The sequence below is a fragment of the Serratia plymuthica genome (assembly GCF_018336935.1).
Taxonomy (GTDB): Bacteria; Pseudomonadota; Gammaproteobacteria; order Enterobacterales; family Enterobacteriaceae; genus Serratia; species Serratia plymuthica_B.
Map to the genome: position 1 here is coordinate 209,355 of NZ_CP068771.1, position 23,275 is coordinate 232,629.

At 55.6% G+C, this 23,275-nt stretch carries 22 protein-coding genes; 12 read left to right on the forward strand and 10 right to left on the reverse strand.

Annotated elements, in window-relative coordinates; translation table 11 throughout:
- Window positions 1-187 precede the first annotated feature (187 nt).
- Genes tamA through JK621_RS01030 form a run of 3 tightly spaced genes read left to right on the forward strand, consistent with a single transcriptional unit; the run spans window position 188 to window position 6,092 of the window.
- Window positions 188-1,924 carry an autotransporter assembly complex protein TamA gene (gene tamA / locus JK621_RS01020; RefSeq protein ID WP_212558284.1) on the forward strand — a complete coding sequence of 579 codons (1,737 nt, stop codon included), beginning with the start codon at window positions 188-190 and terminating at the stop codon, window positions 1,922-1,924.
- Window positions 1,921-5,742 (forward strand): autotransporter assembly complex protein TamB, encoded by a 3,822-nt coding sequence (gene tamB / locus JK621_RS01025; protein WP_212558285.1) that lies wholly within the window; start codon window positions 1,921-1,923, stop codon window positions 5,740-5,742. Before tamA ends, tamB begins: the two co-directional genes overlap by 4 nt.
- Before the next feature lie 2 nt (window positions 5,743-5,744).
- On the forward strand, window positions 5,745-6,092 hold the full coding sequence (locus JK621_RS01030) for a gamma-glutamylcyclotransferase family protein (RefSeq protein WP_006317485.1): 348 nt from the start codon (window positions 5,745-5,747) through the stop codon (window positions 6,090-6,092).
- 53 nt (window positions 6,093-6,145) lie between these two features.
- Here JK621_RS01030 and ppa read toward each other — a convergent pair whose 3' ends face one another.
- Entirely contained in the window at window positions 6,146-6,676 is a 531-nt protein-coding gene (gene ppa / locus JK621_RS01035) for an inorganic diphosphatase (protein ID WP_004952787.1), read from the reverse strand.
- Between the two features lie 305 nt (window positions 6,677-6,981).
- Here ppa and JK621_RS01040 point away from each other — a divergent pair, with 305 nt between their 5' ends.
- Window positions 6,982-8,535 carry a methyl-accepting chemotaxis protein gene (locus tag JK621_RS01040; RefSeq protein ID WP_212558286.1) on the forward strand — a complete coding sequence of 518 codons (1,554 nt, stop codon included), beginning with the start codon at window positions 6,982-6,984 and terminating at the stop codon, window positions 8,533-8,535.
- Window positions 8,536-8,577: 42 nt separating this feature from the next.
- Here JK621_RS01040 and fbp read toward each other — a convergent pair whose 3' ends face one another.
- Window positions 8,578-9,582 (reverse strand): class 1 fructose-bisphosphatase, encoded by a 1,005-nt coding sequence (fbp, locus tag JK621_RS01045; RefSeq protein WP_004952791.1) that lies wholly within the window; start codon window positions 9,580-9,582, stop codon window positions 8,578-8,580.
- 169 nt (window positions 9,583-9,751) lie between these two features.
- Between fbp and mpl the strand changes: the two genes are divergently transcribed.
- A complete protein-coding gene (mpl, locus tag JK621_RS01050) occupies window positions 9,752-11,131 on the forward strand; it encodes a UDP-N-acetylmuramate:L-alanyl-gamma-D-glutamyl-meso-diaminopimelate ligase (RefSeq protein ID WP_212558287.1) in 1,380 nt (459 codons plus the stop codon).
- A 190-nt stretch (window positions 11,132-11,321) separates the two neighbouring features.
- On the opposite strand, the gene yhcN (JK621_RS01055) is transcribed toward mpl, so the two are convergent.
- The 3 genes from yhcN (JK621_RS01055) to argR all read right to left on the reverse strand — a co-directional run bounded on the left by yhcN (JK621_RS01055) (window position 11,322) and on the right by argR (window position 12,852).
- Window positions 11,322-11,585, reverse strand: coding sequence for a peroxide/acid stress response protein YhcN (gene yhcN, locus JK621_RS01055; protein WP_212558288.1), 264 nt, complete (start codon window positions 11,583-11,585; stop codon window positions 11,322-11,324).
- A gap of 124 nt (window positions 11,586-11,709) precedes the next feature.
- Window positions 11,710-11,973 (reverse strand): peroxide/acid stress response protein YhcN, encoded by a 264-nt coding sequence (yhcN, locus tag JK621_RS01060; RefSeq protein WP_212558289.1) that lies wholly within the window; start codon window positions 11,971-11,973, stop codon window positions 11,710-11,712.
- 408 nt (window positions 11,974-12,381) lie between these two features.
- On the reverse strand, window positions 12,382-12,852 hold the full coding sequence (argR, locus tag JK621_RS01065; protein ID WP_212558290.1) for a transcriptional regulator ArgR: 471 nt from the start codon (window positions 12,850-12,852) through the stop codon (window positions 12,382-12,384).
- A gap of 466 nt (window positions 12,853-13,318) precedes the next feature.
- On the opposite strand from argR, the gene mdh reads away from it, so the two are divergent.
- A complete protein-coding gene (gene mdh / locus JK621_RS01070; RefSeq protein WP_212558291.1) occupies window positions 13,319-14,257 on the forward strand; it encodes a malate dehydrogenase in 939 nt (312 codons plus the stop codon).
- A 67-nt stretch (window positions 14,258-14,324) separates the two neighbouring features.
- On the opposite strand, the gene JK621_RS01075 is transcribed toward mdh, so the two are convergent.
- Window positions 14,325-14,585 (reverse strand): helix-turn-helix domain-containing protein, encoded by a 261-nt coding sequence (locus JK621_RS01075; protein WP_212558292.1) that lies wholly within the window; start codon window positions 14,583-14,585, stop codon window positions 14,325-14,327.
- 180 nt (window positions 14,586-14,765) lie between these two features.
- Here JK621_RS01075 and JK621_RS01080 point away from each other — a divergent pair, with 180 nt between their 5' ends.
- Complete coding sequence (locus tag JK621_RS01080) at window positions 14,766-15,116, forward strand: DNA-binding protein (RefSeq protein ID WP_212560098.1); 351 nt, start codon at window positions 14,766-14,768, stop codon at window positions 15,114-15,116.
- Between the two features lie 50 nt (window positions 15,117-15,166).
- On the opposite strand, the gene ispB is transcribed toward JK621_RS01080, so the two are convergent.
- Entirely contained in the window at window positions 15,167-16,138 is a 972-nt protein-coding gene (ispB, locus tag JK621_RS01085; protein WP_006323259.1) for an octaprenyl diphosphate synthase, read from the reverse strand.
- A gap of 269 nt (window positions 16,139-16,407) precedes the next feature.
- Here ispB and rplU point away from each other — a divergent pair, with 269 nt between their 5' ends.
- The 4 genes from rplU to cgtA all read left to right on the forward strand — a co-directional run bounded on the left by rplU (window position 16,408) and on the right by cgtA (window position 19,260).
- Window positions 16,408-16,719 carry a 50S ribosomal protein L21 gene (gene rplU / locus JK621_RS01090; RefSeq protein WP_004955927.1) on the forward strand — a complete coding sequence of 104 codons (312 nt, stop codon included), beginning with the start codon at window positions 16,408-16,410 and terminating at the stop codon, window positions 16,717-16,719.
- Between the two features lie 17 nt (window positions 16,720-16,736).
- Window positions 16,737-16,994 carry a 50S ribosomal protein L27 gene (rpmA, locus tag JK621_RS01095; protein WP_004933559.1) on the forward strand — a complete coding sequence of 86 codons (258 nt, stop codon included), beginning with the start codon at window positions 16,737-16,739 and terminating at the stop codon, window positions 16,992-16,994.
- A 105-nt stretch (window positions 16,995-17,099) separates the two neighbouring features.
- Window positions 17,100-18,071, forward strand: a complete 972-nt coding sequence (locus tag JK621_RS01100; RefSeq protein ID WP_212558293.1) for a DMT family transporter — start codon at window positions 17,100-17,102, stop codon at window positions 18,069-18,071.
- 16 nt (window positions 18,072-18,087) lie between these two features.
- Window positions 18,088-19,260, forward strand: a complete 1,173-nt coding sequence (gene cgtA / locus JK621_RS01105) for an Obg family GTPase CgtA (RefSeq protein WP_212558294.1) — start codon at window positions 18,088-18,090, stop codon at window positions 19,258-19,260.
- Between the two features lie 53 nt (window positions 19,261-19,313).
- Here cgtA and pmrB read toward each other — a convergent pair whose 3' ends face one another.
- The 3 genes from pmrB to dacB are packed head-to-tail and all read right to left on the reverse strand — an operon-like array spanning window position 19,314 to window position 22,479.
- Window positions 19,314-20,378, reverse strand: coding sequence for a two-component system sensor histidine kinase PmrB (gene pmrB, locus JK621_RS01110; protein WP_212558295.1), 1,065 nt, complete (start codon window positions 20,376-20,378; stop codon window positions 19,314-19,316).
- Window positions 20,375-21,037, reverse strand: a complete 663-nt coding sequence (gene pmrA, locus JK621_RS01115) for a two-component system response regulator PmrA (RefSeq protein ID WP_126479850.1) — start codon at window positions 21,035-21,037, stop codon at window positions 20,375-20,377. Before pmrA ends, pmrB begins: the two co-directional genes overlap by 4 nt.
- 8 nt (window positions 21,038-21,045) lie before the next feature.
- A complete protein-coding gene (gene dacB, locus JK621_RS01120) occupies window positions 21,046-22,479 on the reverse strand; it encodes a serine-type D-Ala-D-Ala carboxypeptidase (protein WP_004952830.1) in 1,434 nt (477 codons plus the stop codon).
- A gap of 257 nt (window positions 22,480-22,736) precedes the next feature.
- Here dacB and greA point away from each other — a divergent pair, with 257 nt between their 5' ends.
- Window positions 22,737-23,213, forward strand: a complete 477-nt coding sequence (gene greA / locus JK621_RS01125; RefSeq protein WP_037423174.1) for a transcription elongation factor GreA — start codon at window positions 22,737-22,739, stop codon at window positions 23,211-23,213.
- Window positions 23,214-23,275 lie beyond the last annotated feature (62 nt).

Sequence of the window (23,275 nt, forward strand, 5' to 3'; positions counted from 1 at the left end):
TGTCAGCTTAACGCAGTATTTTGAGCGCCAAAAGCGAAGAATGCGCCAGTTTACGGCGACAGTAAAACGGTAACACGCAGCGTCTGGAATAACGCTGAAGAGGGCTGCCGTCCTGATAGCGCGGAGTCTGCCCTGGCACCAGAGAGCGATGTTATAACAGGAACGTAAAATAAATTAAGGAGAACGCGTGCCACGATACCGTGCCCTGTGCTTTTTTTGTGCGCTGCTCGCGACGCCCGCGGCGTTTTCGGCGAATGTGCGGCTGCAGGTTGAAGGACTTAGCGGGGAACTTGAAAAAAACGTCCGGGTACGGCTGTCTTCCATTACGCCGGAAGAGGTCAGCGCCGATGGGCGGTTCCGCGCACGCGTAGATGAAGCCGTCCGTCAGGGGCTGCGTGCGCTGGGCTATTATCAGCCCACCATCGATTTTACGCTGGATGACCGCCCAGAGCTGGCACGCCCTGTGCTGTATGCCAAGGTGAACCCGGGCGAGCCGGTACGGATTGCCGGCGCCAATATTCAACTGGAAGGCGGCGCGAAAACCGACGAAGACTATCTGGAACTGGTCAAAAAGGGCCGGCCGACGATAGGCGAGATCCTTAATCACGGCAAATACGATGACTTCAAAGGTTCTCTGACCGGCATGGCGCTGCGCAAAGGCTATTTCGATGCCGATATGACCAAGAGCCAACTGGGCGTGGCGGAGGATTTGCATAAGGCTTATTGGGACATCGACTTCAACAGCGGGCAGCGCTATCGCTTCGGCAAGGTGAAGTTCCAGGGTTCGCAAATCCGCGAAGACTACCTGCAAAATCTGGTGCCCTTTCATCAGGGGGATTATTACAGTTCGGAAGAGTTGGCCGAACTGAACCGTCGTTTGTCCGCCACCAACTGGTTTAACTCGGTGGTGGTGTCCCCTGATTTCCAAGACTCCAAAGAGAACAAGATTTTGCCGTTAGATGCGCTGGTTACGCCGCGCACCCGCAATACCATCGAAACCGGGGTCGGTTATTCCACCGACGTCGGTCCCCGGGTAAAAGGCACCTGGAAAAAACCGTGGCTCAACGATCGCGGCCATAGCCTGGAAACCAGCGCCAGTATTTCCGCGCCGGAACAGCAGCTTGATCTGACCTATAAAATCCCGCTGTTGAAGAACCCGTTGGAGCAGTACTACCTGTTGCAGGGGGGCTTCAAGAACGTCGATCTCAACGACACCAAGTCCGTGACGTCAAAAGCGGTGGTGTCCCGGAATTGGGATCTCTCCAGCGGCTGGCAACGGGCATTGAACCTGACCTGGCGTCTGGACCACTTTACCCAGGGTACGGTCACCGACACTACCATGCTGCTGTATCCCGGCGTCAGCGTTAACCGTACCCGCTCGCGCGGCGGTCTGATGCCGACCTGGGGCGACAGCCAGCGTTATTCCCTTGATGTCTCCGATACTACCTGGGGTTCCGGCGTCGACTTTGCGCTGATACAGGCGCAAAACGTCTGGATACGCACCCTGGCCGACAAACACCGCTTTGTCGCACGCGGGCAGGTTGGCTGGATCGAAACCAATAACTTTGAAAAAGTGCCGCCGGATCTGCGTTTCTTCGCCGGTGGCGATCGCAGTATTCGCGGCTACAAATACAAAGGCATTTCACCCCGTGACGATGACGGCAAGCTGACCGGCGCCTCCAAAATGCTGACCGGCTCGCTGGAATACCAATACAACGTGACCGGCAAATGGTGGGGCGCGGTGTTTGTGGATTCCGGCGAGGCGGTGAACGATATCAAGCAAAGCAACGTCAAGACCGGCGCCGGTTTTGGCGTGCGCTGGCAGTCGCCGGTAGGCCCGGTGAAGCTGGATATCGCCGCTCCGGTTGGGGATAAAGAAACCCACGGGGTGCAGTTCTATATTGGTTTGGGGCCTGAATTATGAGCCTGATAAAAAAGATTTGTCTGGGATTCCTGATCGTTCTGCTGCTGCTGATCGGCGGGTTGGCTTATCTGCTCGGCACCGCCAGCGGCCTGCATACGGTTATCAACGCGGCTGTGCGTTGGGTACCGGGGCTGGAGATTGCCGGCGTCAGCGGCGGTTGGCGCGATTTGACGCTAAAGGGCGTGAAATATCAGATGCCGGGCGTGACGGTGAATGCCGGGCAGTTCCATCTGTCGCTGGATTTGTCCTGCTTTAAACGCAGTTCGCTGTGCGTTAACGCCCTGACCGCGCAGGACGTGGACGTGGTGGTAAAAACCAAAGAGATGACGCCGTCGGCGCCGGTGGAAGAGACCAGCGAGCCGACCACGAATCTGAGCACGCCGTACCCGATCACCCTGCGTATGCTGGCGCTGAACAACGTCAAAGTCAGCGTCGACGACACGGCGATTTCACTGGGCGAGTTCCGCACCGGTGCACAGTGGCAGGAGCGCGCGCTGACCTTGTTGCCGACTAAAATCAGCTCGTTGCTGATCGCTTTGCCGAAAACGCCGCAAAACCCATTGCCGGATGCCGTGCAGCCGGTCGTCGAGGTGGCGAAAAAGGTCGGGGAAAAAGTCGATGAGGCTGCCAAGCCTGCGCCACAGCCGGAAGAGAAGCCGCTGGGCGAAACGCTGAAAGAACTGTTCGCCAAACCGCTGCTGCCGGATCTGCCGGACATTCGCCTGCCGCTGGATATCACCGTCAAGGAAATCAGCGGTGAACAGCTGCGGTTGACCGGCGACACCGAGGTGTTGATCACCAGCCTGCTGCTGCAGGCCAGCACCAAAGACCAGCATATCCAGCTGGACAATTTTGATGTGAAATCGCCGCAGGGCACGCTGTCCGCCCAGGGGCAGGCGACGTTGGCCGGCAACTGGCCGGTGGATATGGTGGCGAACGGCACGCTGAATGTCGAGCCGTTGAAGGGCGAGAAGGTCAAGCTGAACGTCGGCGGCGGGTTGCGTGAAGCGCTGAAAGTGGCGCTCAATCTGTCGGGGCCGGTCGGCGCGCAGTTGGATATGCAAACTCAACTGGCTGAAGTCGGTTTGCCGTTGGCACTGACACTGCAAAGCAAACAGCTGAAATGGCCGCTGAGCGGCGAGGCGCAATACCAAATCAATGATTTCCGCCTGCGCTTCAATGGTAAGGCGACCGACTATGCGCTGTCGACGCGCGCCAACATCAAAGGCCAGGATCTGCCGCCGGCGGTGCTGACGCTGGATGGCAAAGGCAACGTCGAACAGTTCAAACTGGCTCGCCTGCGGCTGGCCGCCTTGCAGGGCAATGCCGATTTGACCGCGTTGGTGGACTGGAGCAAGGCGATCAGCTGGAATTCACAGCTGATGCTAAGCGGCATTAACACCGCCAAACAGTGGCCGGAATGGCCGGCGAAGCTGGATGGAAAGATCACCACTCGCGGCAGCCTGCACGGCGGCAGCTGGCAATTGCAGGTGCCGGTGCTGCAGCTCGACGGCAACGTGAAGCAAAATAAGGTCACCGCGCGCGGCTCGCTCAGCGGCAACGCTGCCGGGCAGTGGAAAATCCCCGGTATCGATCTGACGCTGGGGCGTAACCAACTGAACGTTAAAGGTCAGTTGGACGAGAAAAGCTGGAATCTGGATGCGAACATCGACGCGCCGCGCCTGGACGGCGCGCTGCCGGGGCTGGGCGGTACGGCGAAAGGCCTGCTTAAACTGCGTGGCAACCTGCAAGCGCCTCAGTTGCTGGCCGATTTGACCGCTTCCGGCCTGCAGTGGCAGGCGCTGCGCATCAACCGGGTGAAAATCGACGGCGACGTGCGCTCCAGCGATCAGATTCAGGGGCAACTGGCGGTACGGGTTGAACAACTGAAGCAGGATGCTCTGGAGATCAGCCTGCTGACGCTGGATGCCAAAGGCAGCGAAAAACAGCATCAGCTGCAACTGAAGATCAACGGCAAGCCGGTATCCGGCCAACTGGCGCTGCAGGGCAGTTTCGATCGCCAGCAGCAGCGCTGGCGCGGCAACCTGAACAATACCCGTTTCGATACCCCTGTGGGCGAATGGCGGTTAACGCGTGCCATTGCGCTGGACTACCTGAATACCGAACAGAAAATCAGTATCGGGCCGCACTGCTGGCAGAACCCGAATGCCGAACTGTGCGTGCCGAAAACCATTGAGGCCGGCCAGAGCGGCCAGGCCAGCGTCGTGCTGAACCGCTTCGATCTGGCGATGATCAAGCCGTTCCTCGGCCCGGAAACCGCCCTGAGCGGCGTGTTCACCGGTAAGGCGGACGTCAGTTGGAAACCGGGCGGCGCGCTGCCGGAGGCCAAAATCACGCTGGCCGGCAACGGCGTCAAGGTGGTGCAACAGGTGCAGGGCAACGCGCTGCCGATCGCCTTCGACACCCTGACCCTCAACGCCGGTCTGAACAACGGCCGCGCGCAGGCCGAGTGGTTGATCAAACTGGTTAACAACGGCCAGTTCGACGGCAAGATCCAGGTGACCGATCCGCAGGTGCGACGCAATATTAGCGGCAACGTCAACATCACCAATATCTCGCTGGCGATGATTAATCCGGCGCTGATGAAGGGCGAAAGTGCGGCGGGCATGCTGAACGCCAACCTGCGGCTGGGCGGCAGCGCGCAGAAACCGCTGGTGTTCGGCCGGCTGGCGTTGGATCGGGCGAAGGTGCAGGGGCACTGGATGCCTTTCGACATGACCGACGCGCGGCTGGCGGTGAATTTCAACGGCATGACCTCGACGCTGGAAGGGTTGCTCAGCACCACGCGCGGGCAGTTGAACCTGGCCGGCGACGCCGACTGGCGCGACATCAACGCCTGGCGCGCGCGCATCGCCGCCAAGGGCGACAAGCTGCGGGTGACGGTGCCGCCGATGATCCGCATCGACGTTTCACCGGATCTGGTGTTTGAGGCCACGCCGCAGCTGTTCTCGCTCAACGGCAAGGTGGATATCCCTTGGGCGCGCATCACGGTGCAGGAGTTGCCGGAAAGCGCGGTGGGCGTCTCTTCCGACGAGGTGATGCTGGACGATCAACTGAAGCCTATTCAGCCGAAGACAGCGTCGTCGATCCCGATCAACAGCAACCTGATGATCCACGTCGGCAACGATGTGCGGTTGGACGCTTTTGGTCTGAAAGCCCGCCTGAAAGGCGATCTGAAGGTGGTGCAAGACAAGAAAGGGCTGGGCCTCAATGGCCAGATTGACATCCCTTCCGGTCGCTTCCATGCTTATGGTCAGGATCTTATTGTCCGCAAGGGCCAACTGCTCTTCTCTGGGCCGCCGGATCAGCCGTTGCTCAATATCGAGGCGATCCGCAATCCGGACTCGACCGAAGACGGCGTCACCGCCGGGGTTCGCGTCACCGGGCTGGCGGATGCGCCGAAGCTGGAAGTGTTCTCAGACCCGACTAAATCGCAGCAGGAAGCCTTGTCTTATCTGCTGCGCGGGCAGGGTTTGGGCAGTTCCGGCGCCGACGGCAACGCAATGACCTCAATGTTAATTGGGATGGGGGTTGCACAAAGTGGTCAACTTGTGGGTAAAATTGGCGAGGCGTTTGGCGTAAGTAATTTGGCCCTGGACACTCAGGGGGTTGGCGACAGCTCTCAGGTTGTCGTGAGCGGCTATGTTCTCCCTGGCTTACAAGTAAAATATGGGGTGGGCATTTTCGACTCGCTGGCCACGCTGACGTTGCGTTACCGCCTGATGCCTAAGTTGTATCTTGAAGCGGTGTCTGGTATCGACCAGGCATTAGATTTGCTCTATCAGTTTGAGTTTTAGCGATGCGAATAATTGTCTACGGCAGTTTACGACGCAAACAGGGAAACAGCCATTGGATGACCAACGCCCAATGGCTCGGCGAGCATGAGCTCGAAGGCTATCAGATTTATAATCTGGGCCATTACCCAGCGGCGATCCCTGGAGAGGGCACGGTACATTGTGAGGTGTACCGCATTAACTCATCGATTCTGGCAGAGCTGGACGAACTGAAAAGCAACACCAAGGACTATAAGCGCGAGCTGATTCAGACGCCTTATGGGAGTGCGTGGATCTACCTGTATAAACACAGTGTCGACGGTTACCCGCGAATTAACAGCGGCGACTGGTTGAAGCGTCTCGACGAAAAGTAATAAAAAAAACACCGCTCATTGAGCGGTGTTTTTTCATCGGACGGCGGCAAGAATTACTTCTTGGCGGCGCGTTCGAAAGAGGCAACGATTTCAGCTTTGGCAGCGGCAGCGTCTGCCCAGCCTTCCACTTTCACCCATTTGCCTTTTTCCAGATCTTTGTAGTGCTCGAAGAAGTGAGCGATCTGGGCACGCAGCAGTTCTGGCAGGTCGTTCACATCTTTGATGTGATCGTACTCTTTGGTCAGTTTGCTGTGCGGAACGGCAACCAGTTTTGCATCTTCACCGGCTTCGTCGGACATCTTCAGTACGCCTACCGGACGGCAGCGGATCACAGAACCCGGCTGCAGCGGATACGGGGTCGGCACCAGCACGTCAACCGGGTCACCGTCCAGAGACAGGGTGTGGTTGATGTAACCGTAGTTGCACGGATAGAACATCGCGGTAGACATGAAACGGTCAACGAACAGCGCTCCGGTGTCCTTGTCGATTTCATATTTGATCGGATCGGCGTTAGCCGGGATTTCGATAACAACGTAGATGTCTTCCGGCAGGTCTTTGCCAGCTGGGACCAGATTCAAGCTCATGTCGGCTTCCTTTAATCAAACCAGAAATGGAGTGGCGGCTATTATAGCGGACTCTTTTGCGATTTCCTGCCCTTTTCATCAGCCAGACCCCGCTCCAGGGCCATGGGGATAATTTCCAGATTAATCCACCGTCGACGTGAAGTTTTCCACCGGGATGCCGATAACTTCAACAAATAATAATGAGCCGGCAAAGGCCGGTTCCGCGTTTTGCCTCCCCCTACGTAAGGCAGTATCCCGCCATGGCACTCGCGGCCAATGACGAGACGCCGCCCGAATCTCACTATTTCTGAAGCCGGGAAGAACTCATGCTAAAAAAGATTACGGTGAAGGCCGGGCTGATTGCCCTGCTGAGCCTGACGACGCTGTTGCTGATTATGGTCAGCACGATCGGCGTCAACGCGATTAATGAAGGATCGCGCTCGCTACACACTCTGAACCAGATCCTGGGGGAGGAACTGGGATCGCTGGCCAGCAGTTCCAACCTGACGTTGCGCGCCAGAACCGCCGCTTCGCTGGCGGTGCGCCAACGGGAAATCGGCCAGATTGAGGTTTCCGATGCCACGGTAGGCCGTATCTATGATTACCTCGAGCAGTCGAAGCACGAAATGGCGCGCTTTGTCAGCGTCGGCACCGTTACCGAACGCGGGCGTGAACTCTCTGCGCGCTTGCAGAACAGCTACCGGGCCTATCTCGAGCAGGGCGTCAGGCCAATGGCCGACGCCATCAAGGCCGGCAAGGTCGATGACTATTACGAGATTCAGGAAACCCGGATTTCGGCGCTGAGCATCGCCTTCGAAAAAGACCTCAGCGATTTCCGCAGCTTTGCCATGAAAGTGGGGCAGCAGCGGGTGGATGAGGCGGAAAATAACGCCAGCACCAAAATCACCCTGATCGTGGTGGCCGGCTTGCTCAGCGTGCTGTTGGCGGTACTGGCCTGGTTTGCGCTGCGGGTGATTATCCTGCGCCCTCTCGATGAGTCTATCGCCCAACTGGAATATATCGCCGGCGGCGACCTGACGCACCGAATCACCGGCGAAGGGGATACCGAGATGGGCCGCTTGATCCGCGCTATGCAACGCATGCAACAGGCGCTGGTCGGCTCGGTCAGCAAGGTGCGCGATGCCAGCAGCCAGATTGATACCGGCTCACGTGAGCTGGCTGCCGGTAACCTGCATCTGGCGCAGCGGACAGAAGAGTCTGCCGCCTCGCTGGAAGAAACCGCGGCCAGCATGGAACAGCTGACCTCGACGGTGAAAATGAACGCCGAGAATTGCGAGCAGGCCAACCAACTGGCGCTGAGCGTATCCGATATCGCCAACCAAGGCAGCGAGGTGGTCAGCCAGGTGATGGACAAGATGCAGGCGATTACCGACAGCTCACGGCGCATCGCCGATATCATCAGCGTGATGGACGGCATTGCCTTCCAGACCAATATTCTGGCGCTGAATGCGGCGGTCGAAGCGGCACGCGCCGGTGAACAGGGGCGCGGTTTCGCGGTGGTGGCCGGTGAGGTGCGCAGCCTGGCACAGCGCAGTGCGCAGTCGGCGAAAGAGATTAAAGGGTTGATCGAAGCGTCGCAGAATCGGGTGCAGGAAGGCGCGCAGATGGCGGAATCTGCGGCGAAAACCATGAACGGCATCACCGGTGAAGTGGGCCGCGTGACGGCGCTGATGCGGGAAATTTCGGCGGCTACCCGGGAACAAAGCAGCGGTATTGAGCAGGTAAACCTGGCGGTGACACAGATGGATCAGGTCGCGCAACAAAACGCTGCGTTGGTCGAGGAGTCTGCGGCGGCGACGCGTTCGCTGGAGGATCAGGCTCAGCTGCTGGCGCAGAGCATGGCGGCGTTCAAATTATGATGGGTGACAGGAGGCGGCATGCCGCCTCCTGTAGAGAGGCTTTTATTCGTCCGGGTTTTCGGCGATAAAGCGCTCGGCGTCTTCAACCATGGATTTGGTGCCGACGAAGAACGGTGCGCGCTGGTGCAGTTTCACCGGGGTAATGTCCAGAATACGGTTTTTACCGTCGCTGGCTTTACCGCCGGCCTGTTCCGCCAGGAACGCCATCGGGTTGCATTCATACAGCAGGCGCAGCTTGCCTTGCGGGTGGCTGGCGGTGCTTGGATAAATGTAGATGCCGCCTTTCAGCAGGTTGCGGTGGAAGTCGGCAACCAGTGAACCGATGTAACGCGAGGTGTAAGGGCGTTGTGTCGCTTCGTCCTGTTCCTGGCAATACTTAATGTATTTCTTCACGCCGCGAGGAAACTTGATGTAGTTGCCTTCGTTGATGGAATACATGTTGCCGGTGGCAGGGTAACGCACTTTCTCGTGGGAGAGGCAGAACACGCCCAGAGACGGATCGTAAGTAAAGGCATGCACGCCATAACCGGTGGTGTACACCAGCATGGTAGAGGAACCATAAACTACGTAGCCGGCTGCAACCTGGGCGCTGCCCGGTTGCAGGAAATCTTCTTCGGTCACGGGAGTGCCGACCGGGGTGATGCGACGATAGATAGAGAAAATAGTACCGACCGAGACGTTGACATCAATGTTGGACGAACCGTCCAACGGATCCATCAACACCACATACTTACCATTTTCAGCCCGCTCGCCATCGAAAATCACGATTTCATCTTCTTCTTCAGAAGCGATACCCGCAACTTCACCGCGCGCTTTCAATGCCGCTTTCAGCTTTTCGTTGGCGAACAGGTCCAGTTTCATCTGGACTTCACCCTGTACGTTGGAAATGCCGCTGGTACCGAGGATATCAACCAGACCCGCTTTGTTGATGTCGCGGTGGATGATTTTGGCGCCCAGTTTAATTGCAGAAAGTAACGCTGTCAGCTCGCCGGTGGCGTGAGAGAAGTCGTGCTGTTTCTCGACGATAAATTCGCCTAACGTTTTCATGACACAATCCCTGAATCTACGGATGGGTAGCGGTTTGTTAACAAACCGCCAACGTATTCGCGAGCAGTGTAGCCCAAAGATGAGCGCTATTCATAGGCAAATCCATTTCTTCTGGACGATTCTGAGCGGTAGAATAAGGCAACATTCGACGTACTCAATTGAGAAAACTATGCGCATTCACATTCTTGGGATCTGTGGCACCTTTATGGGCGGGCTGGCGGTACTGGCTCGTTCGTTGGGACATGAGGTGACCGGCTCTGACGCTAATGTCTATCCGCCGATGAGCACGCTGTTGGAGAAAGAGGGGATCGATCTGATCCAGGGCTACGATCCGGCTCAGTTGGATCCCGCGCCGGATCTGGTGATCATCGGCAACGCCATGACGCGCGGCAACCCGTGCGTGGAAGCGGTGCTGGAGCAAGGCATCCCTTACGTTTCCGGCCCGCAGTGGCTGCATGACTATGTACTGCGCGATCGCTGGGTGCTGGCGGTTGCCGGGACCCACGGTAAAACCACCACGGCCGGTATGGCAACCTGGATCCTGGAAGTCTGCGGTTATCAGCCCGGTTTTGTCATCGGCGGCGTGCCGGGGAACTTCGACGTTTCCGCGCGCTTGGGCGGCAGCCCGTTCTTTGTGATCGAAGCCGATGAATACGACTGCGCATTCTTCGACAAGCGCTCCAAGTTTGTTCATTACAGCCCGCGGACGCTGATCATGAACAATCTGGAGTTTGATCATGCCGATATCTTTGATGATCTGAAAGCGATCCAGAAGCAGTTCCATCATCTGGTGCGCCTGGTGCCGGGCAAGGGCAAGATCATTTTGCCTGACAACGACAATCACCTGAAACAGGTGATGGCGATGGGATGCTGGAGCGAGCAGGAACTGGTTGGGGAAGAGGGGGCATGGCGGGCGCATAAGCTGACCCCGGATGCCAGCCACTATGAAGTGTTCCTCAACGGCGACAAGGTTGGCGAGGTGAAATGGGCGCTGGTGGGCGAGCACAACATGCATAATGGCCTGATGGCCATTGCCGCAACGCGTCACGTTGGCGTGCAGCCTGCAGATGCCTGCAGTGCACTGGGTGATTTCATCAATGCCCGCCGCCGTCTGGAGCTGCGCGGCGAAGCCAACGGCGTCACGGTGTACGACGATTTTGCGCATCACCCAACGGCGATTTTGGCGACCCTGGCCGCTCTGCGCGGCAAAGTGGGGGGCACCGCCCGCATTTTGGCAGTGCTTGAACCGCGTTCCAACACCATGAAAATGGGCATCAGCAAGAACGATTTGGCGCCATCGCTTGGCCGCGCCGATGAGGTCTTCCTGTTCCAGCCGCACCATATTCCCTGGCAGGTGGCGGAAGTGGCGGAAGCCTGCGTACAGCCGGCCCACTGGAGCGCCGATCTCGGCACGTTGGTGGATATGATAGTGAAAACCGCTCAGCCGGGTGACCATATCCTGGTGATGAGTAACGGCGGATTTGGTGGGATCCACGATCGGCTGCTGGAGGCATTGGCCAATAAACCAGAGCCGAAAGTCACCTACTGATCGACAGGAACAATTCGATAAAGGGCCGTCAGCGGCCCTTTTTTTCGCCCATAAAAAAGCCCTCGCGAGCGAGGGCAACGGGGTTCGTCGGATAGGACGACGATAATCTTCAGAGAATACGCGTTTACGACAGAACTCGGCAGTGGCAGTGACGAGGGTAATCAGTTCGGCAATCGCGTTCTCTGAATTGTTATTTGTAGATTTCGGCAGTCGCGTGCCAATTGCCGTTTTCGTAGGCTTCGATCACTCGGTACGCTTTAGCGCCTTGCTTATCGGCTTTGTCGGACAGCGCCTGACGAATATCCGAAGGTGAACCGGTGACGCCACTGGCGGTAATGGTGCCGACAGACTGAAGATCAGCGGTCTGGTCATTGGTGATCAACGTAGCGGCTGACGCGCCGAACGAAAGGGCTGACATCAGGCTAATTGCCGCGAGGGTAGCTTTCATATTCATGGTCGTGGGTCCTGTAGCGATAACAGCCAGGAAGGGCTTTACAGCGTTTATTATTCTTGAAGGCTGTTATCGGCAATGCTGGTTTCCAGAGATTTATTGCCCGTTGCCGGGTAATGCCGGGGTCTTATTTATAAATTTCAGCCGTGACGTGGTAGTTGTCTTCATTGCGCGCTTCGATTACACGGTAAGCGGTCGCGCCATGGGCATCGGCTTTTTCAGACAGCGCCTGACGGATATCTGAAGGGGCGCCGGCTATACCATTGACGGTAATGGTGCCTGCGGACTGCAGTTTGGCTGCTTGTTCTGCATCAACGGATTGTGCTGCAAAAGCACCAAAGGAAAGCACAGATAGCAGGCTTAGTGTTGCAACGGTAGCTTTAATTTTCATGATCTCACCTTATCGTATTCTTTTATCAGTTCCAATGAACTGTGATTTACGTCACGGAAATGAGTATACATCTAGTAACTCGAAAAATTAATAGTTTGCTAACAATTGCTAGTGAAACTTTAACCTGATGATGCTTATTTTTTATAACCACAAGGAATAAAAACTGGTCATAAAACGATCTGTTTGTGTTAATTTTATGTAATTTCAATCAGGTAAGTGCTTTTGACCAAAAGTGCGGAAGATCACAGTGGGTAGTGCTGGCTACACGTAAATGTCATGGAAATGTGTTGCTGAGGAGAGTTAAAGCAGCGTTAAACGCGGTTGATGGCGGGAAAAGATAAAGCGGGAGTTGGCGTTAACGACGGGCTGGCGCAATGCGACCGGCAGCCGCATTGACCAGCGTCGGGCTTACAGTTCTTGCTCGAACACGCCCAGAATGGCTTCATGTAACTTATGGGCGGTAAAACCGCTGGCTGGGGTGACGAAAATGGTGTCGTCGCCGGCGATGGTGCCTAGGATGCCTCGGGATTTACCCAACGAATCGAGCATGCGGGCAATCAGCTGTGCGGCGCCCGGGCTGGTATGAATCACCACGACGGCATCGTTGAAATCGACATCCAGCACCAGGTTCTTCAGCGGGCTGGTGGTGGTCGGTACGCCGAGTTCGGCCGGAAGGCAATATACCATTTCCATTTTGGCATTGCGGGTACGCACCGCGCCGAACTTGGTCAGCATGCGCGATACTTTGGATTGGTTGATGTTTTCGAAGCCTTCTTCTTGCAGCGCCAAAACGATCTCGCCTTGAGAACTGAATTTTTCTTCTTTCAATAACGCTTTAAACGCTTTGATCAGATCTTCCTGCTTTGCGGGACTACGCATTTTGCACCGTGGAATGTTGACAATAGAAGTGATTATTATGCATATAAATGAATTATTATGCAATAAAGGGACGTCCGAAAAAAATAATAATGCCCGGACAATGAGGAAAGGACGGGATTTTAACAAAATCCGTACCCCATGAATATGCCCTTTCAACGACCGAAAAAGCGGCCCGCACCGGTAAAGAAAATGTTATTAAAATGATGTTGTTCTGATGTTGTGTAAGGGTGTAATGTAACCGCCGGTTAACTTGCTTGTGAATAACCTCGCACTATTTTTGATTAATGTGCGCTATGCCCTTAATGTGTAAGCCATTTAATTTAAAATGAGCGCGACATCGGCTGTTTTATTGCGCCAGTTCTCAAACAGACTGTTAAGAGATTGTTTTTAAAGGTGTAATAATTTAAGGTCCGTAACCGACATATTCACGGCGCTTTATATATTTAAGATAATAAAGGAGTATAGGATGAAAGTTGCAGTTCTCGGTGCTGCTGGCGGTATCGGCCAGGCCCTCGCCCTTCTACTCAAAACCCAGCTTCCTTCAGGTTCTGAACTCTCTCTCTACGACATTGCCCCCGTTACCCCAGGCGTTGCCGTCGACTTAAGCCACATCCCTACCGCAGTTAAAATCAAAGGCTTCAGCGGCGAAGATGCCACTCCAGCTCTGCACGACGCAGACGTGGTGCTGATTTCTGCCGGCGTTGCACGTAAACCTGGTATGGATCGTTCAGATCTGTTCAATGTCAACGCAGGCATCGTGCGTAATCTGATCCAGCAAGTGGCGACAACCTGCCCGAAAGCCTGCATCGGCATTATCACCAACCCGGTAAACACCACCGTGGCAATCGCGGCAGAAGTGCTGAAGAAAGCCGGTGTGTATGACAAAAACAAACTGTTCGGCGTGACCTCGCTGGATATCATCCGTTCCAACACCTTCGTGGCCGAGCTGAAAGGCAAGCAGCCGGAAGAGCTGAACGTGCCGGTTATCGGCGGGCATTCTGGCGTGACCATTCTGCCACTGTTGTCGCAGATCCCGGGCGTGAGCTTTACCGAGCAGGAAGTGGCGGATCTGACCAAGCGTATCCAGAATGCGGGTACTGAAGTGGTTGAAGCCAAAGCCGGCGGCGGGTCCGCAACTCTGTCAATGGGTCAGGCGGCGGCGCGTTTCGGCCTGTCTCTGGTTCGTGCGCTGCAAGGTGAAAAAGGCGTGGTGGAATGTGCTTACGTGGAAGGTGACGGCAAATATGCCCGCTTCTTCGCACAACCGCTGCTGCTGGGTAAAAACGGCGTAGAAGAACGTAAAGACATCGGTACTCTGAGCGCGTTCGAGCAGAAAGCGTTGGAAGAGATGCTGGATGTTCTGCATAAAGATATCGAACTGGGCGAAAAGTTTATCAATAACTGATCAACCCAGAACGCATGAGTATGCATAAGCCGCCGGACATCGTACCGGCGGTTTTTTTATGCCCGAATCATGACCTGATACGGGCTTTTCGATTCAGCAGGTCGTTGGTTTGCGGATCGAAATAGCGGCTTGGCCAGATCTCTGCAGGATGGATATCCAAGGCTTCGGCAATCAGCCACTCTCCTTTTGGCCAGGGCCGAGATAGCGCGTTTGCCAGTGTGGATGAGCTAAGCCCTGCCTGGCGCGATACCGCCGCCAGCGTCGTTCCCTTCTTACGTAAAGCCGCGATGATATCCGCCGGATGCCAGTCCTTGTTCCTGGAATTCATGTTTGCATTCCCTTTTTTGATTAGCGAAAGTTCTGTTAGTGGTATAACTAACAGGTCAAGATTAATCGTTTGAACAACATGAAACGCTTATACGGAAATTAGAATACCACTAAATTTCCATAAAAATACCTCAATAATTTCCAAAAACGTCCTTGCACATTTTTTCCAGAGATTATGGCTATGAAAAAAGAGTGGTTTGCCGCCAAGGAACTAACAGGCATTGCAGGATTACCCGCTTCACCACAGGGAATAAATTTGATGGCGCGTCGCGACGGCTGGATCAGCCGCAGGCGTAAAGGTGTGCAGGGAAAGGCGCTGGAATATCATATTGACAGCTTACCCTCAGGTACGCGCAATTTGCTGATGTTGAAAGAAGATCCGGCAACTTATGACATCGAGCGCAAGGATCCTCTGGCGGTGTGGATTGAATATTACTATCACCTGACGGAAACCGAGCGTGAGAAAGTGTTGGCGTTCCTGATGCGTGAAGGCATCGGCAGCCTGCTGGCGCGTATCTCGGAGGGGAAATGAACAGACCTGCGGCCGCAGGTCTGTAGAAACTGCCAAGGGATTTTTGTTTCTCAAAAATCTCGCTGAACCGCAAGGTGCGCTAATCCTTCCAGCGCGGAGCGATGAGGGGATTCCGGCAGAACCTGCAGCGCGGCAATCGCCTTATCGGCCTCTTCTTCGGCGCGTTGGCGGGTATATTCAAGCGAGCCGCACTGTTGCATGGCCTGTAAAACCGGTTCTAACAGATGACGGCCGCTGCCTTGCTCAATGGCTTCGCGGATCATGGCCGTTTGCGCGCTGTTGCCGTTACGCATGGCGTGCAGCAAGGGCAGCGTGGGCTTCCCTTCGTTCAGATCGTCACCGGTATTTTTACCCAGCGTACTGCCGTCGGCGCTGTAATCGAGCAGATCGTCGATCAGCTGGAATGCGGTGCCGAGATAGCGGCCGTAATCCTGCAGCGCCTTTTCTTCAGCTTCGCTGGCCTCGGAAAGGATCGCGGACGATTGCGCCGCCGCTTCAAAAAGACGAGCGGTTTTGCTGTAGATCACCCGCATATAACTCTCTTCGGTGATGTCCGGATCGTTCACGTTCATTAACTGCAGCACTTCACCCTCGGCGATGACGTTGACGGCTTCGGACATCAGCGCCAGCACGCGGAGTGACTCCAGGCTGGTCATCATCTGGAAAGCGCGGGTATAAATGAAGTCGCCCACCAGCACGCTGGCGGCATTGCCGAACGCGGCATTGGCGGTGGCCTTGCCGCGGCGCATGTCGGATTCATCCACCACGTCATCATGCAGCAGGGTCGCGGTATGAATGAATTCGATCAGCGCAGCGACGGTAATGTGCTTATCGCCCTGATAATGCAACGCCCGCGCCGCCAGAACGGCGATCATCGGACGGATGCGCTTACCGCCACCGCTGATAATGTAATAGCCAAGCTGATTGATGAGTGTGACATCGGAATTCAGCTGTTCGAGAATTGTTGCGTTCACGGCCGCCATATCTTGCGCGGTTAACTCGGTAATTTGCTCTAGGTTCATTGTATTTTTTTCAGCTGTGTTTCTCTTCACCGCGTTGAGATCGCTGCTCACATCGGTACATGGCGGTAACTGTCCCCCTGATTGTACTTGAAAAACGGCTCAGATAAACGCCATGAAAGAAACTGTGCTTTTTTTCTTCTTTTTTCTGCTTCTGGTCTTATTCTGCTCTTGTCATATGCGGGATTATTGCGTAGAATTCGCGCCCTATTGTGAATATTTATAGCGCGCTCTGTACTAAATAGTTGGGCACGCGGAAAGCGGAGTTTTATATGTACGCGGTTTTCCAAAGTGGTGGTAAACAACACCGAGTAAGCGAAGGTCAAACCGTTCGCTTGGAAAAGCTGGACATCGCAACTGGTGAAGCGGTTGAGTTTGACCAGATTCTGATGATTGCTAATGGCGAAGATATCAAAATCGGCGTTCCTTTCGTCGATGGCGGTAAGATCAAAGCTGAAGTCGTTGCTCACGGTCGTGGCGAGAAAATTAAGATTGTTAAGTTTCGTCGTCGTAAGCACTACCGTAAGCAGCAGGGCCACCGTCAGTGGTTCACTGACGTTAAAATCACCGGCATCAGCGCTTAAGTTAGGAGAGCGGATTAATGGCACACAAAAAGGCTGGCGGCTCGACTCGTAACGGTCGCGATTCAGAAGCTAAACGTCTGGGCGTAAAACGCTTTGGCGGCGAAGCAGTACTGGCAGGCAGCATCATCGTTCGTCAGCGCGGCACCAAATTCCACGCTGGTACCAACGTGGGTTGCGGCAAAGACCACACTCTGTTTGCTTTGAAAGACGGTAAAGTCAAGTTCGAAGTTAAAGGCCCGAGCAATCGTAAATTCATCAGCATCGAAGCTGAATAATTTTTCGAGCCTTACTAAATAGATGTAAGCCCCGCAATTCGTTGCGGGGCTTTTTACATTTATGGGCTGCTTATGCATCGGCCCGTCAGCGCTGGCAAAGGTAAGATGGAAACGAAACAGCAGGTCGGAATTGGCATTTCTCTGGCGGTGACTACGGCAATTTGCTGGGGTGCGTTGCCGATTGCGATGAAAGAAGTGCTGGTCGTGATGGATCCGTTTACCATCGTTTGGTATCGATTTACCCTTGCCGCACTCGGCCTGGGGAGCATTCTGGCGATACGCGGCAGATTGCCTCCGGTGAAAATGTTCCGTCAGCCGCGCTGGCTGTTAATGTTGGCAATCGCCACGGCGGGCCTGCTGGGGAACTTTATCTTCTTCAGCTCTTCGTTGCAGTACCTCAGCCCGACGGCGTCGCAAGTGATCGGCCAACTGTCGCCGGTCGGTATGATGTTTGCCAGCGTGTTGATTTTAAAAGAGCGCATGCGCATCACTCAGGTGATTGGCGCGCTGATGTTGATCTGTGGGCTAATGCTGTTTTTCAATGTCAGCCTGATTGAGATCTTCACCCGCCTGACGGATTACACCCTTGGGGTGCTGCTGGGCGTTTGTGCGGCAGCGGTTTGGGTGACTTATGGCGTTGCGCAGAAAGTGTTGCTGCGCCGATTGGCTTCACCGCAGATCCTGGTAATGTTGTACACTTTATGTGCAGTGGCGCTGTTCCCTCTGGCCCGGCCAGAGATGATTTCCCAACTCAGTGGCTGGCAATTGGCTTGTCTGCTGTTTTGTGGCGCTAACACGCTGATTGGCTACGGTGCACTGGCGGAAGCCATGGCGCGCTGGCAGGCAGCGCAGGTGAGTGCGTTAGTCACGCTGACACCGCTGTTTACCCTGCTGTTTTCAGATTTATTGGCGCTGGCCTGGCCACACGTATTCGCCGCCCCGGCATTGAATGTCGTCGGCTATCTCGGTGCTTTCGTGGTGGTAGCGGGCGCCATGTTTTCCGCAATTGGTCACCGGTGGTGGCCGCGACGGGCAGAAACCAACCTGGTTGTTCCTTTAAAGCAGCCCGGTGAATGATTTACGGAGACGGTAAATGAAGTTTGTAGATGAAGCAGCGATTTTGGTCGTTGCAGGTGACGGTGGTAATGGTTGTGTCAGTTTCCGCCGTGAAAAGTATATCCCGAACGGTGGGCCGGATGGCGGCGATGGCGGCGATGGCGGCGATGTCTATCTGCTGGCGGACGAAAACCTCAATACCTTGATTGACTACCGCTTTGAGAAATCTTTCCGCGCCGAACGTGGCCAGAACGGCCAAAGCCGTGACTGTACCGGTAAGCGTGGCAAAGACATTATCGTCAAGGTGCCGGTCGGTACTCGCGTGCAGGATCAGGGCACCGGCGAGATCCTCGGTGACATGACCCGCCACGGCCAACAGTTGATGGTCGCTAAAGGCGGTTGGCACGGTCTGGGCAATACCCGTTTCAAATCCTCGGTTAACCGTGCGCCGCGTCAGAAGACGCTGGGTACTGCCGGTGAGGCCCGCGACATCCTGCTGGAGCTGCTGCTGCTGGCCGATGTCGGCATGCTAGGTCTGCCGAATGCCGGCAAGTCGACCTTCATCCGCGCGGTTTCCGCCGCCAAGCCAAAGGTTGCCGACTATCCGTTTACCACTCTGGTGCCAAGCCTGGGCGTGGTGCGTATGGATCACGAGCAGAGCTTCGTGGTGGCCGATATTCCGGGGTTGATTGAAGGCGCATCCGACGGCGCTGGCCTGGGTATTCGCTTCCTGAAGCATTTGGAACGCTGCCGCGTGTTGCTGCATCTGGTGGATATCGCTCCTATCGATGAGTCTGATCCGGTAGAAAATGCCAAAATCATCATCAATGAGTTGAACCAATACAGCGCAAATCTGGCGGACAAACCACGCTGGCTTGTTTTCAACAAGATTGATGTGATCGGTGAAGAAGAAGCTGCCGTGCGTGCCAAGGCGATTGCAGAAGCCATGGGTTGGGAAGGTAAGTACTACATGATCTCCGCCGTTAATCGTGAAGGCGTCAACGCGCTGTGCTGGGATGTCATGCAGTTTATCAACACGCAGCCGAAGGCGATGGCGATCGAAGAAAGCGCGCCTGAGAAAGTCGAGTTCATGTGGGACGATTACCACCGTGAACAGATCGCGGAAGTGGAAGCCGAAGCGGATGACGATTGGGATGACGACTGGGACGAAGATGACGACGAAGGCGTCGAAATCATCTACCAGAAATAATCTTGCGAAGAGAAGGGCCCAGTTTACAACGCTGGGCCCTTTTTTTATCGGCGTTATTTGTCCAGCACGTTTTCAGGTAGCCAGCATTGGGCATTCAGCCCGCTGGTATCCTGGCGATTCTCCAGCGTCAGACGGCCCTGATGCAACTGCACGATACGGGTCACGATATTCAGCCCCAGTCCGCTGCCGCCATAACGCTGATCCATACGGCGGAATGCCTGGGTGAGTTCGCTTGCCATATTTTCTTTAACGCCCGGGCCCTCATCAATCACCTGCAGCAGGTGGCCGCGGTCTTGCGGCATAAGCTTAACCTGGATGAGGCTGCCTTCGGGGCTGTAGCGGTGCGCATTTTCCACCAGGTTCCGCAACAACAGACGCAGCAGCACCGGGTCGCCATGAATTTTTGCCTCCGCAGGGAGTCGCCATTGCAGCTTTTGAGCGCGTTGAGCGGCCAGCTCGCCAAGCTCCTCCCGCAGTGGCTGAATCACATCGTTCACCCAATCAAAACGTTGATAGTGTCCGCTGGCAAAATCCTGCCCGGCACGCGACAGCATCAGCAGCTGTTCGACGGTATGCATCAACTGGTCAATGCGGGTAATCAGCGGTTTGCTTTGCTCAATACCCTGTTTTTCCATGAGCTCCAGATGCAGACGGATCCCCGCTAACGGCGTGCGCAGTTCATGTGCCGCGTCGGCGGTGAACAGCCGCTCCTGCTGGATGGTGTTGTCCAGGCGTGAGAACAGCTGATTGAGTGCGGTAGTGACCGCTTTCATTTCCAGGCTGTCACTGTTAAGGGGGAGCGGGGTCAGGTTATCGGCGGAACGTTTCTCCAGCCGTTGTTGCAGCTGATTGAGCGGGCGGATAATCCAGCTAATGGCCCAGAAAGAGGCCAGCAGCGTGACAATCATCATGATCAACGAAGGGGCGAGCAGCGAGGCTATCGCTTCGGCGATTTCGGTGTCGACACGTTCAGTGCGAACCTTGGCAGACAGCGTTTCATCCACCAGGAAGCTGATTTGCTCCTGGCTTTCATGCCACAACCAAAAGACGCTGATAAGCTGGGTGACCAGGAGGATCAGCGCCAGCATCAACAACAGACGACGGCGCATGCTGATCATGATGTGGATTCCAGGCGGTAACCGATACCGCGGACGGTGCGGATGCGGTCCTTGCCCAATTTGCGGCGCAGGTTATGGATATGCACTTCCAGCGTGTTGGAGCCTAAATCGTCCTGCCAGGTATAAAGGTCCTGCTGCAGCAATTCGCGATTGACCGTTTGCCCGGCGCGCATCATCAGGCGGGACAGGATGGCGAATTCTTTTGGCGTGACTTCAACCGGCTGTTGTTGAACGTAAACCTGCTGGCTGGAGAGATTGAGCTGGAGATCGTCCAACTGCATCAGGTTGTCGCTGTGGCCCTGATAACGGCGGATTAGGGCGCGCACGCGCGCCTGCAGCTCAACCAGCGCGAAGGGCTTCACCAGATAATCGTCAGCGCCGGCGTCCAGCCCGTCGACGCGGTCTTCCAGTGCGTCGCGGGCGGTGAGGATCAGCACCGGCAGATCGACTTGCTGGCGGCGCCACTGCCGCAGCAGGCTGGCGCCGTCCTGGTCGGGCAGGCCGAGATCGAGGATGATCATGCTGTATTGGCTGGTAATGAGCAGTGCATTGGCTTGCGCCGCGGTAGCGGCGCAGTCGCAGACATAGCCTTCGCTGGCTAAAGCCAGTGCCAGCCCTTGTTGCAACAGCTCATCGTCTTCCACAATCAGCAGTTTCATCCTGATCCTCAGTTATTTTGATAAATATCCCGGTACAAGCGGCTTTCGAAACGCACCAGCGGAGCGCGGCGCTGTTTCTGATCTTCCGGTGGTACGGCATAACCCGACAGGTATTGTACGAACGCAAAACGTTGGCCGCTGGCGGTGGTGATAAAGCCCGCCAGGTTATACACACCCTGCAGAGCGCCGGTTTTGGCGGAAACCTTGCCATCGACGCCGGCTTCGTGCAGCCCGCCACGGTAGCGCAGGGTGCCGTCGTAGCCGGACAGCGGCAGCATCGAAATAAAGTTCAGTTCGCTGTCATGCTGCGCAATGTACTGCAACGCCTGCATCATGGTTGCCGGGGCCAGCAGGTTATGGCGCGAGAGGCCAGAACCGTCCACCACTATGCTGTTGCCCAGATCAACCCCGGCCTTCTGACGCAGCACCTGACGTACGGCATCTGCGCCGGCGCGCCAGGTACCCGGAACGCCGAAACGTTCATGGCCGATAGTGCGAAACACGGTATCGGCGATCATGTTGTCCGATTTCTTCAGCATGATCTTCAGCAGTTCGTGCAGCGGCGCCGATTGCGTTTGCGCAATCACCGTGCCGGCCAGGCCAGGCTGAGTCTGGCGTTTCAGGTGGCCATCTATCTGGATGCCGGCTTGCGTCAGCTCATCTTTCAAGATAGCGCCGGCATAGCTGGCTCCGTCCTGAATGGCGAAGGCCAGCGGCAGCGGATCGCTGCGTTGGGTCAGACAACCGGTCAGGGTAAAGCGGTTCAATTCGCCCGGCACCACGTCCAGCTCACAGTATTGGGCGTCCGCAGAGCCTCTCGCCAGCGTTCGTACCTGGCTGAACATATTGACCGGGTAATAAGAGGCCACGCGTATAAAAGCCATATCGCCCGGGTTTGGCGCACTGTACAGCGATACCGAGAAGCAGTTGCGATCGACAATCGCCGCTGCCGGCGGTGCGCTGAAACACTGGGTCAGATCGTTCCACGGCCAGCCGGGAGCTTTGTCGTGGCTGGCGAATACCGACGTGTCGACCAGCACGTCGCCGGTAATCTGGCGCACGCCCTGTTTTTTCAGGATCGCCACCATATTGCGCAGGCTCTGGCGTTTAAAGGTGGGGTCGCCGCTGAAGCGGGCGATCAGATTGCCCCGCAGCACGCCGTCGCTGATATCGCCCTGGCTTTCCAGCGTGGTGGTGAAACGATAATCGGGGCCGAGCTGCAACAAGGCAGCCAGCGCCGTCAGTACCTTTTGGGTACTGGCCGGTAACGCCATTTGCTGTGAATGATAATCGATGGTCGGCGCATCGGCGCCGATCTTCTGAACTACCAGGGCAAGATTGGCCCCATCAGGCAAATATTGTGTGTAATCTTCCACCGGGGCCGCATTTGCATTCAGAACAAATGCGCAAGCCAATGCACTGACAATTCGTGAAAAACGCATAATCTCGGGATAACAGCTGGATAACGTGCCGTCATACTACGGTGCATTCAGGGCGAAAGTAAACGATGACCCTCAAGGAACTCTACGCTAAAATGCGTATCAAAATGCAAAATCGATCCTGACTTGGGCGAATGTCCCGAGTCAGGCTTCTTTTGTTTGTCGCCTGGAGGCGGGGGGATATACACCCACCGTTTTTTCATTCGAACACGTCAGGATGACGGTTATTTGAACAGGAAAGATTTAGAGGTATTCACTATATGAAACAGATTCCGATGACCTTGTTTGGCGCTGAAAAATTGCGCGAAGAGCTTGAATATCTGAAGGGCGTGCGCCGTCCGAAAATCATTGCGGACATCGCAGACGCCCGTGAACACGGCGATTTGAAAGAAAACGCAGAGTACCATGCAGCCCGTGAACAGCAGGGTTTTTGCGAAGGCCGCATTCAGGAAATTGAAGCCAAACTGTCGAACGCTCAGGTGATCGACATCACCAAGATGCCAAACAACGGCCGCGTGATTTTTGGCTCCACCGTTTCGGTGATGAACCTGGATAGCGAAGAAGAAGTGACTTACCGAATCGTGGGTGACGATGAGGCCGACTTCAAGAAAAATCTGATTTCGGTAAATTCGCCGATGGCACGCGGCTTGATCGGTAAAGAGCAGGATGATGTGGTCGTCATTAAAACCCCGGGCGGCGATGTCGATTACGAGATCCTGAAGGTTGAATATCTCTGAGATACGCCCGATCGTTCAGAAATTCGCCAGGGTTTTGTAAAGAAAGGAAAAAGGCCGCATGC

What these genes read in the sequence shown, in the direction of transcription:
- tamB (WP_212558285.1), top strand. Translation starts at nt 1,921, where the DNA reads ATGAGCCTGATAAAAAAGATTTGTCTGGGATTCCTGATCGTTCTGCTG.
- JK621_RS01030 (WP_006317485.1), top strand. Translation starts at nt 5,745, where the DNA reads ATGCGAATAATTGTCTACGGCAGTTTACGACGCAAACAGGGAAACAGC.
- ppa (WP_004952787.1), bottom strand. Translation starts at nt 6,676, where the DNA reads ATGAGCTTGAATCTGGTCCCAGCTGGCAAAGACCTGCCGGAAGACATC.
- JK621_RS01040 (WP_212558286.1), top strand. Translation starts at nt 6,982, where the DNA reads ATGCTAAAAAAGATTACGGTGAAGGCCGGGCTGATTGCCCTGCTGAGC.
- fbp (WP_004952791.1), bottom strand. Translation starts at nt 9,582, where the DNA reads ATGAAAACGTTAGGCGAATTTATCGTCGAGAAACAGCACGACTTCTCT.
- mpl (WP_212558287.1), top strand. Translation starts at nt 9,752, where the DNA reads ATGCGCATTCACATTCTTGGGATCTGTGGCACCTTTATGGGCGGGCTG.
- yhcN (WP_212558288.1), bottom strand. Translation starts at nt 11,585, where the DNA reads ATGAATATGAAAGCTACCCTCGCGGCAATTAGCCTGATGTCAGCCCTT.
- yhcN (WP_212558289.1), bottom strand. Translation starts at nt 11,973, where the DNA reads ATGAAAATTAAAGCTACCGTTGCAACACTAAGCCTGCTATCTGTGCTT.
- argR (WP_212558290.1), bottom strand. Translation starts at nt 12,852, where the DNA reads ATGCGTAGTCCCGCAAAGCAGGAAGATCTGATCAAAGCGTTTAAAGCG.
- mdh (WP_212558291.1), top strand. Translation starts at nt 13,319, where the DNA reads ATGAAAGTTGCAGTTCTCGGTGCTGCTGGCGGTATCGGCCAGGCCCTC.
- JK621_RS01075 (WP_212558292.1), bottom strand. Translation starts at nt 14,585, where the DNA reads ATGAATTCCAGGAACAAGGACTGGCATCCGGCGGATATCATCGCGGCT.
- JK621_RS01080 (WP_212560098.1), top strand. Translation starts at nt 14,766, where the DNA reads ATGAAAAAAGAGTGGTTTGCCGCCAAGGAACTAACAGGCATTGCAGGA.
- ispB (WP_006323259.1), bottom strand. Translation starts at nt 16,138, where the DNA reads ATGAACCTAGAGCAAATTACCGAGTTAACCGCGCAAGATATGGCGGCC.
- rplU (WP_004955927.1), top strand. Translation starts at nt 16,408, where the DNA reads ATGTACGCGGTTTTCCAAAGTGGTGGTAAACAACACCGAGTAAGCGAA.
- rpmA (WP_004933559.1), top strand. Translation starts at nt 16,737, where the DNA reads ATGGCACACAAAAAGGCTGGCGGCTCGACTCGTAACGGTCGCGATTCA.
- JK621_RS01100 (WP_212558293.1), top strand. Translation starts at nt 17,100, where the DNA reads ATGGAAACGAAACAGCAGGTCGGAATTGGCATTTCTCTGGCGGTGACT.
- cgtA (WP_212558294.1), top strand. Translation starts at nt 18,088, where the DNA reads ATGAAGTTTGTAGATGAAGCAGCGATTTTGGTCGTTGCAGGTGACGGT.
- pmrB (WP_212558295.1), bottom strand. Translation starts at nt 20,378, where the DNA reads ATGATCAGCATGCGCCGTCGTCTGTTGTTGATGCTGGCGCTGATCCTC.
- pmrA (WP_126479850.1), bottom strand. Translation starts at nt 21,037, where the DNA reads ATGAAACTGCTGATTGTGGAAGACGATGAGCTGTTGCAACAAGGGCTG.
- dacB (WP_004952830.1), bottom strand. Translation starts at nt 22,479, where the DNA reads ATGCGTTTTTCACGAATTGTCAGTGCATTGGCTTGCGCATTTGTTCTG.
- greA (WP_037423174.1), top strand. Translation starts at nt 22,737, where the DNA reads ATGAAACAGATTCCGATGACCTTGTTTGGCGCTGAAAAATTGCGCGAA.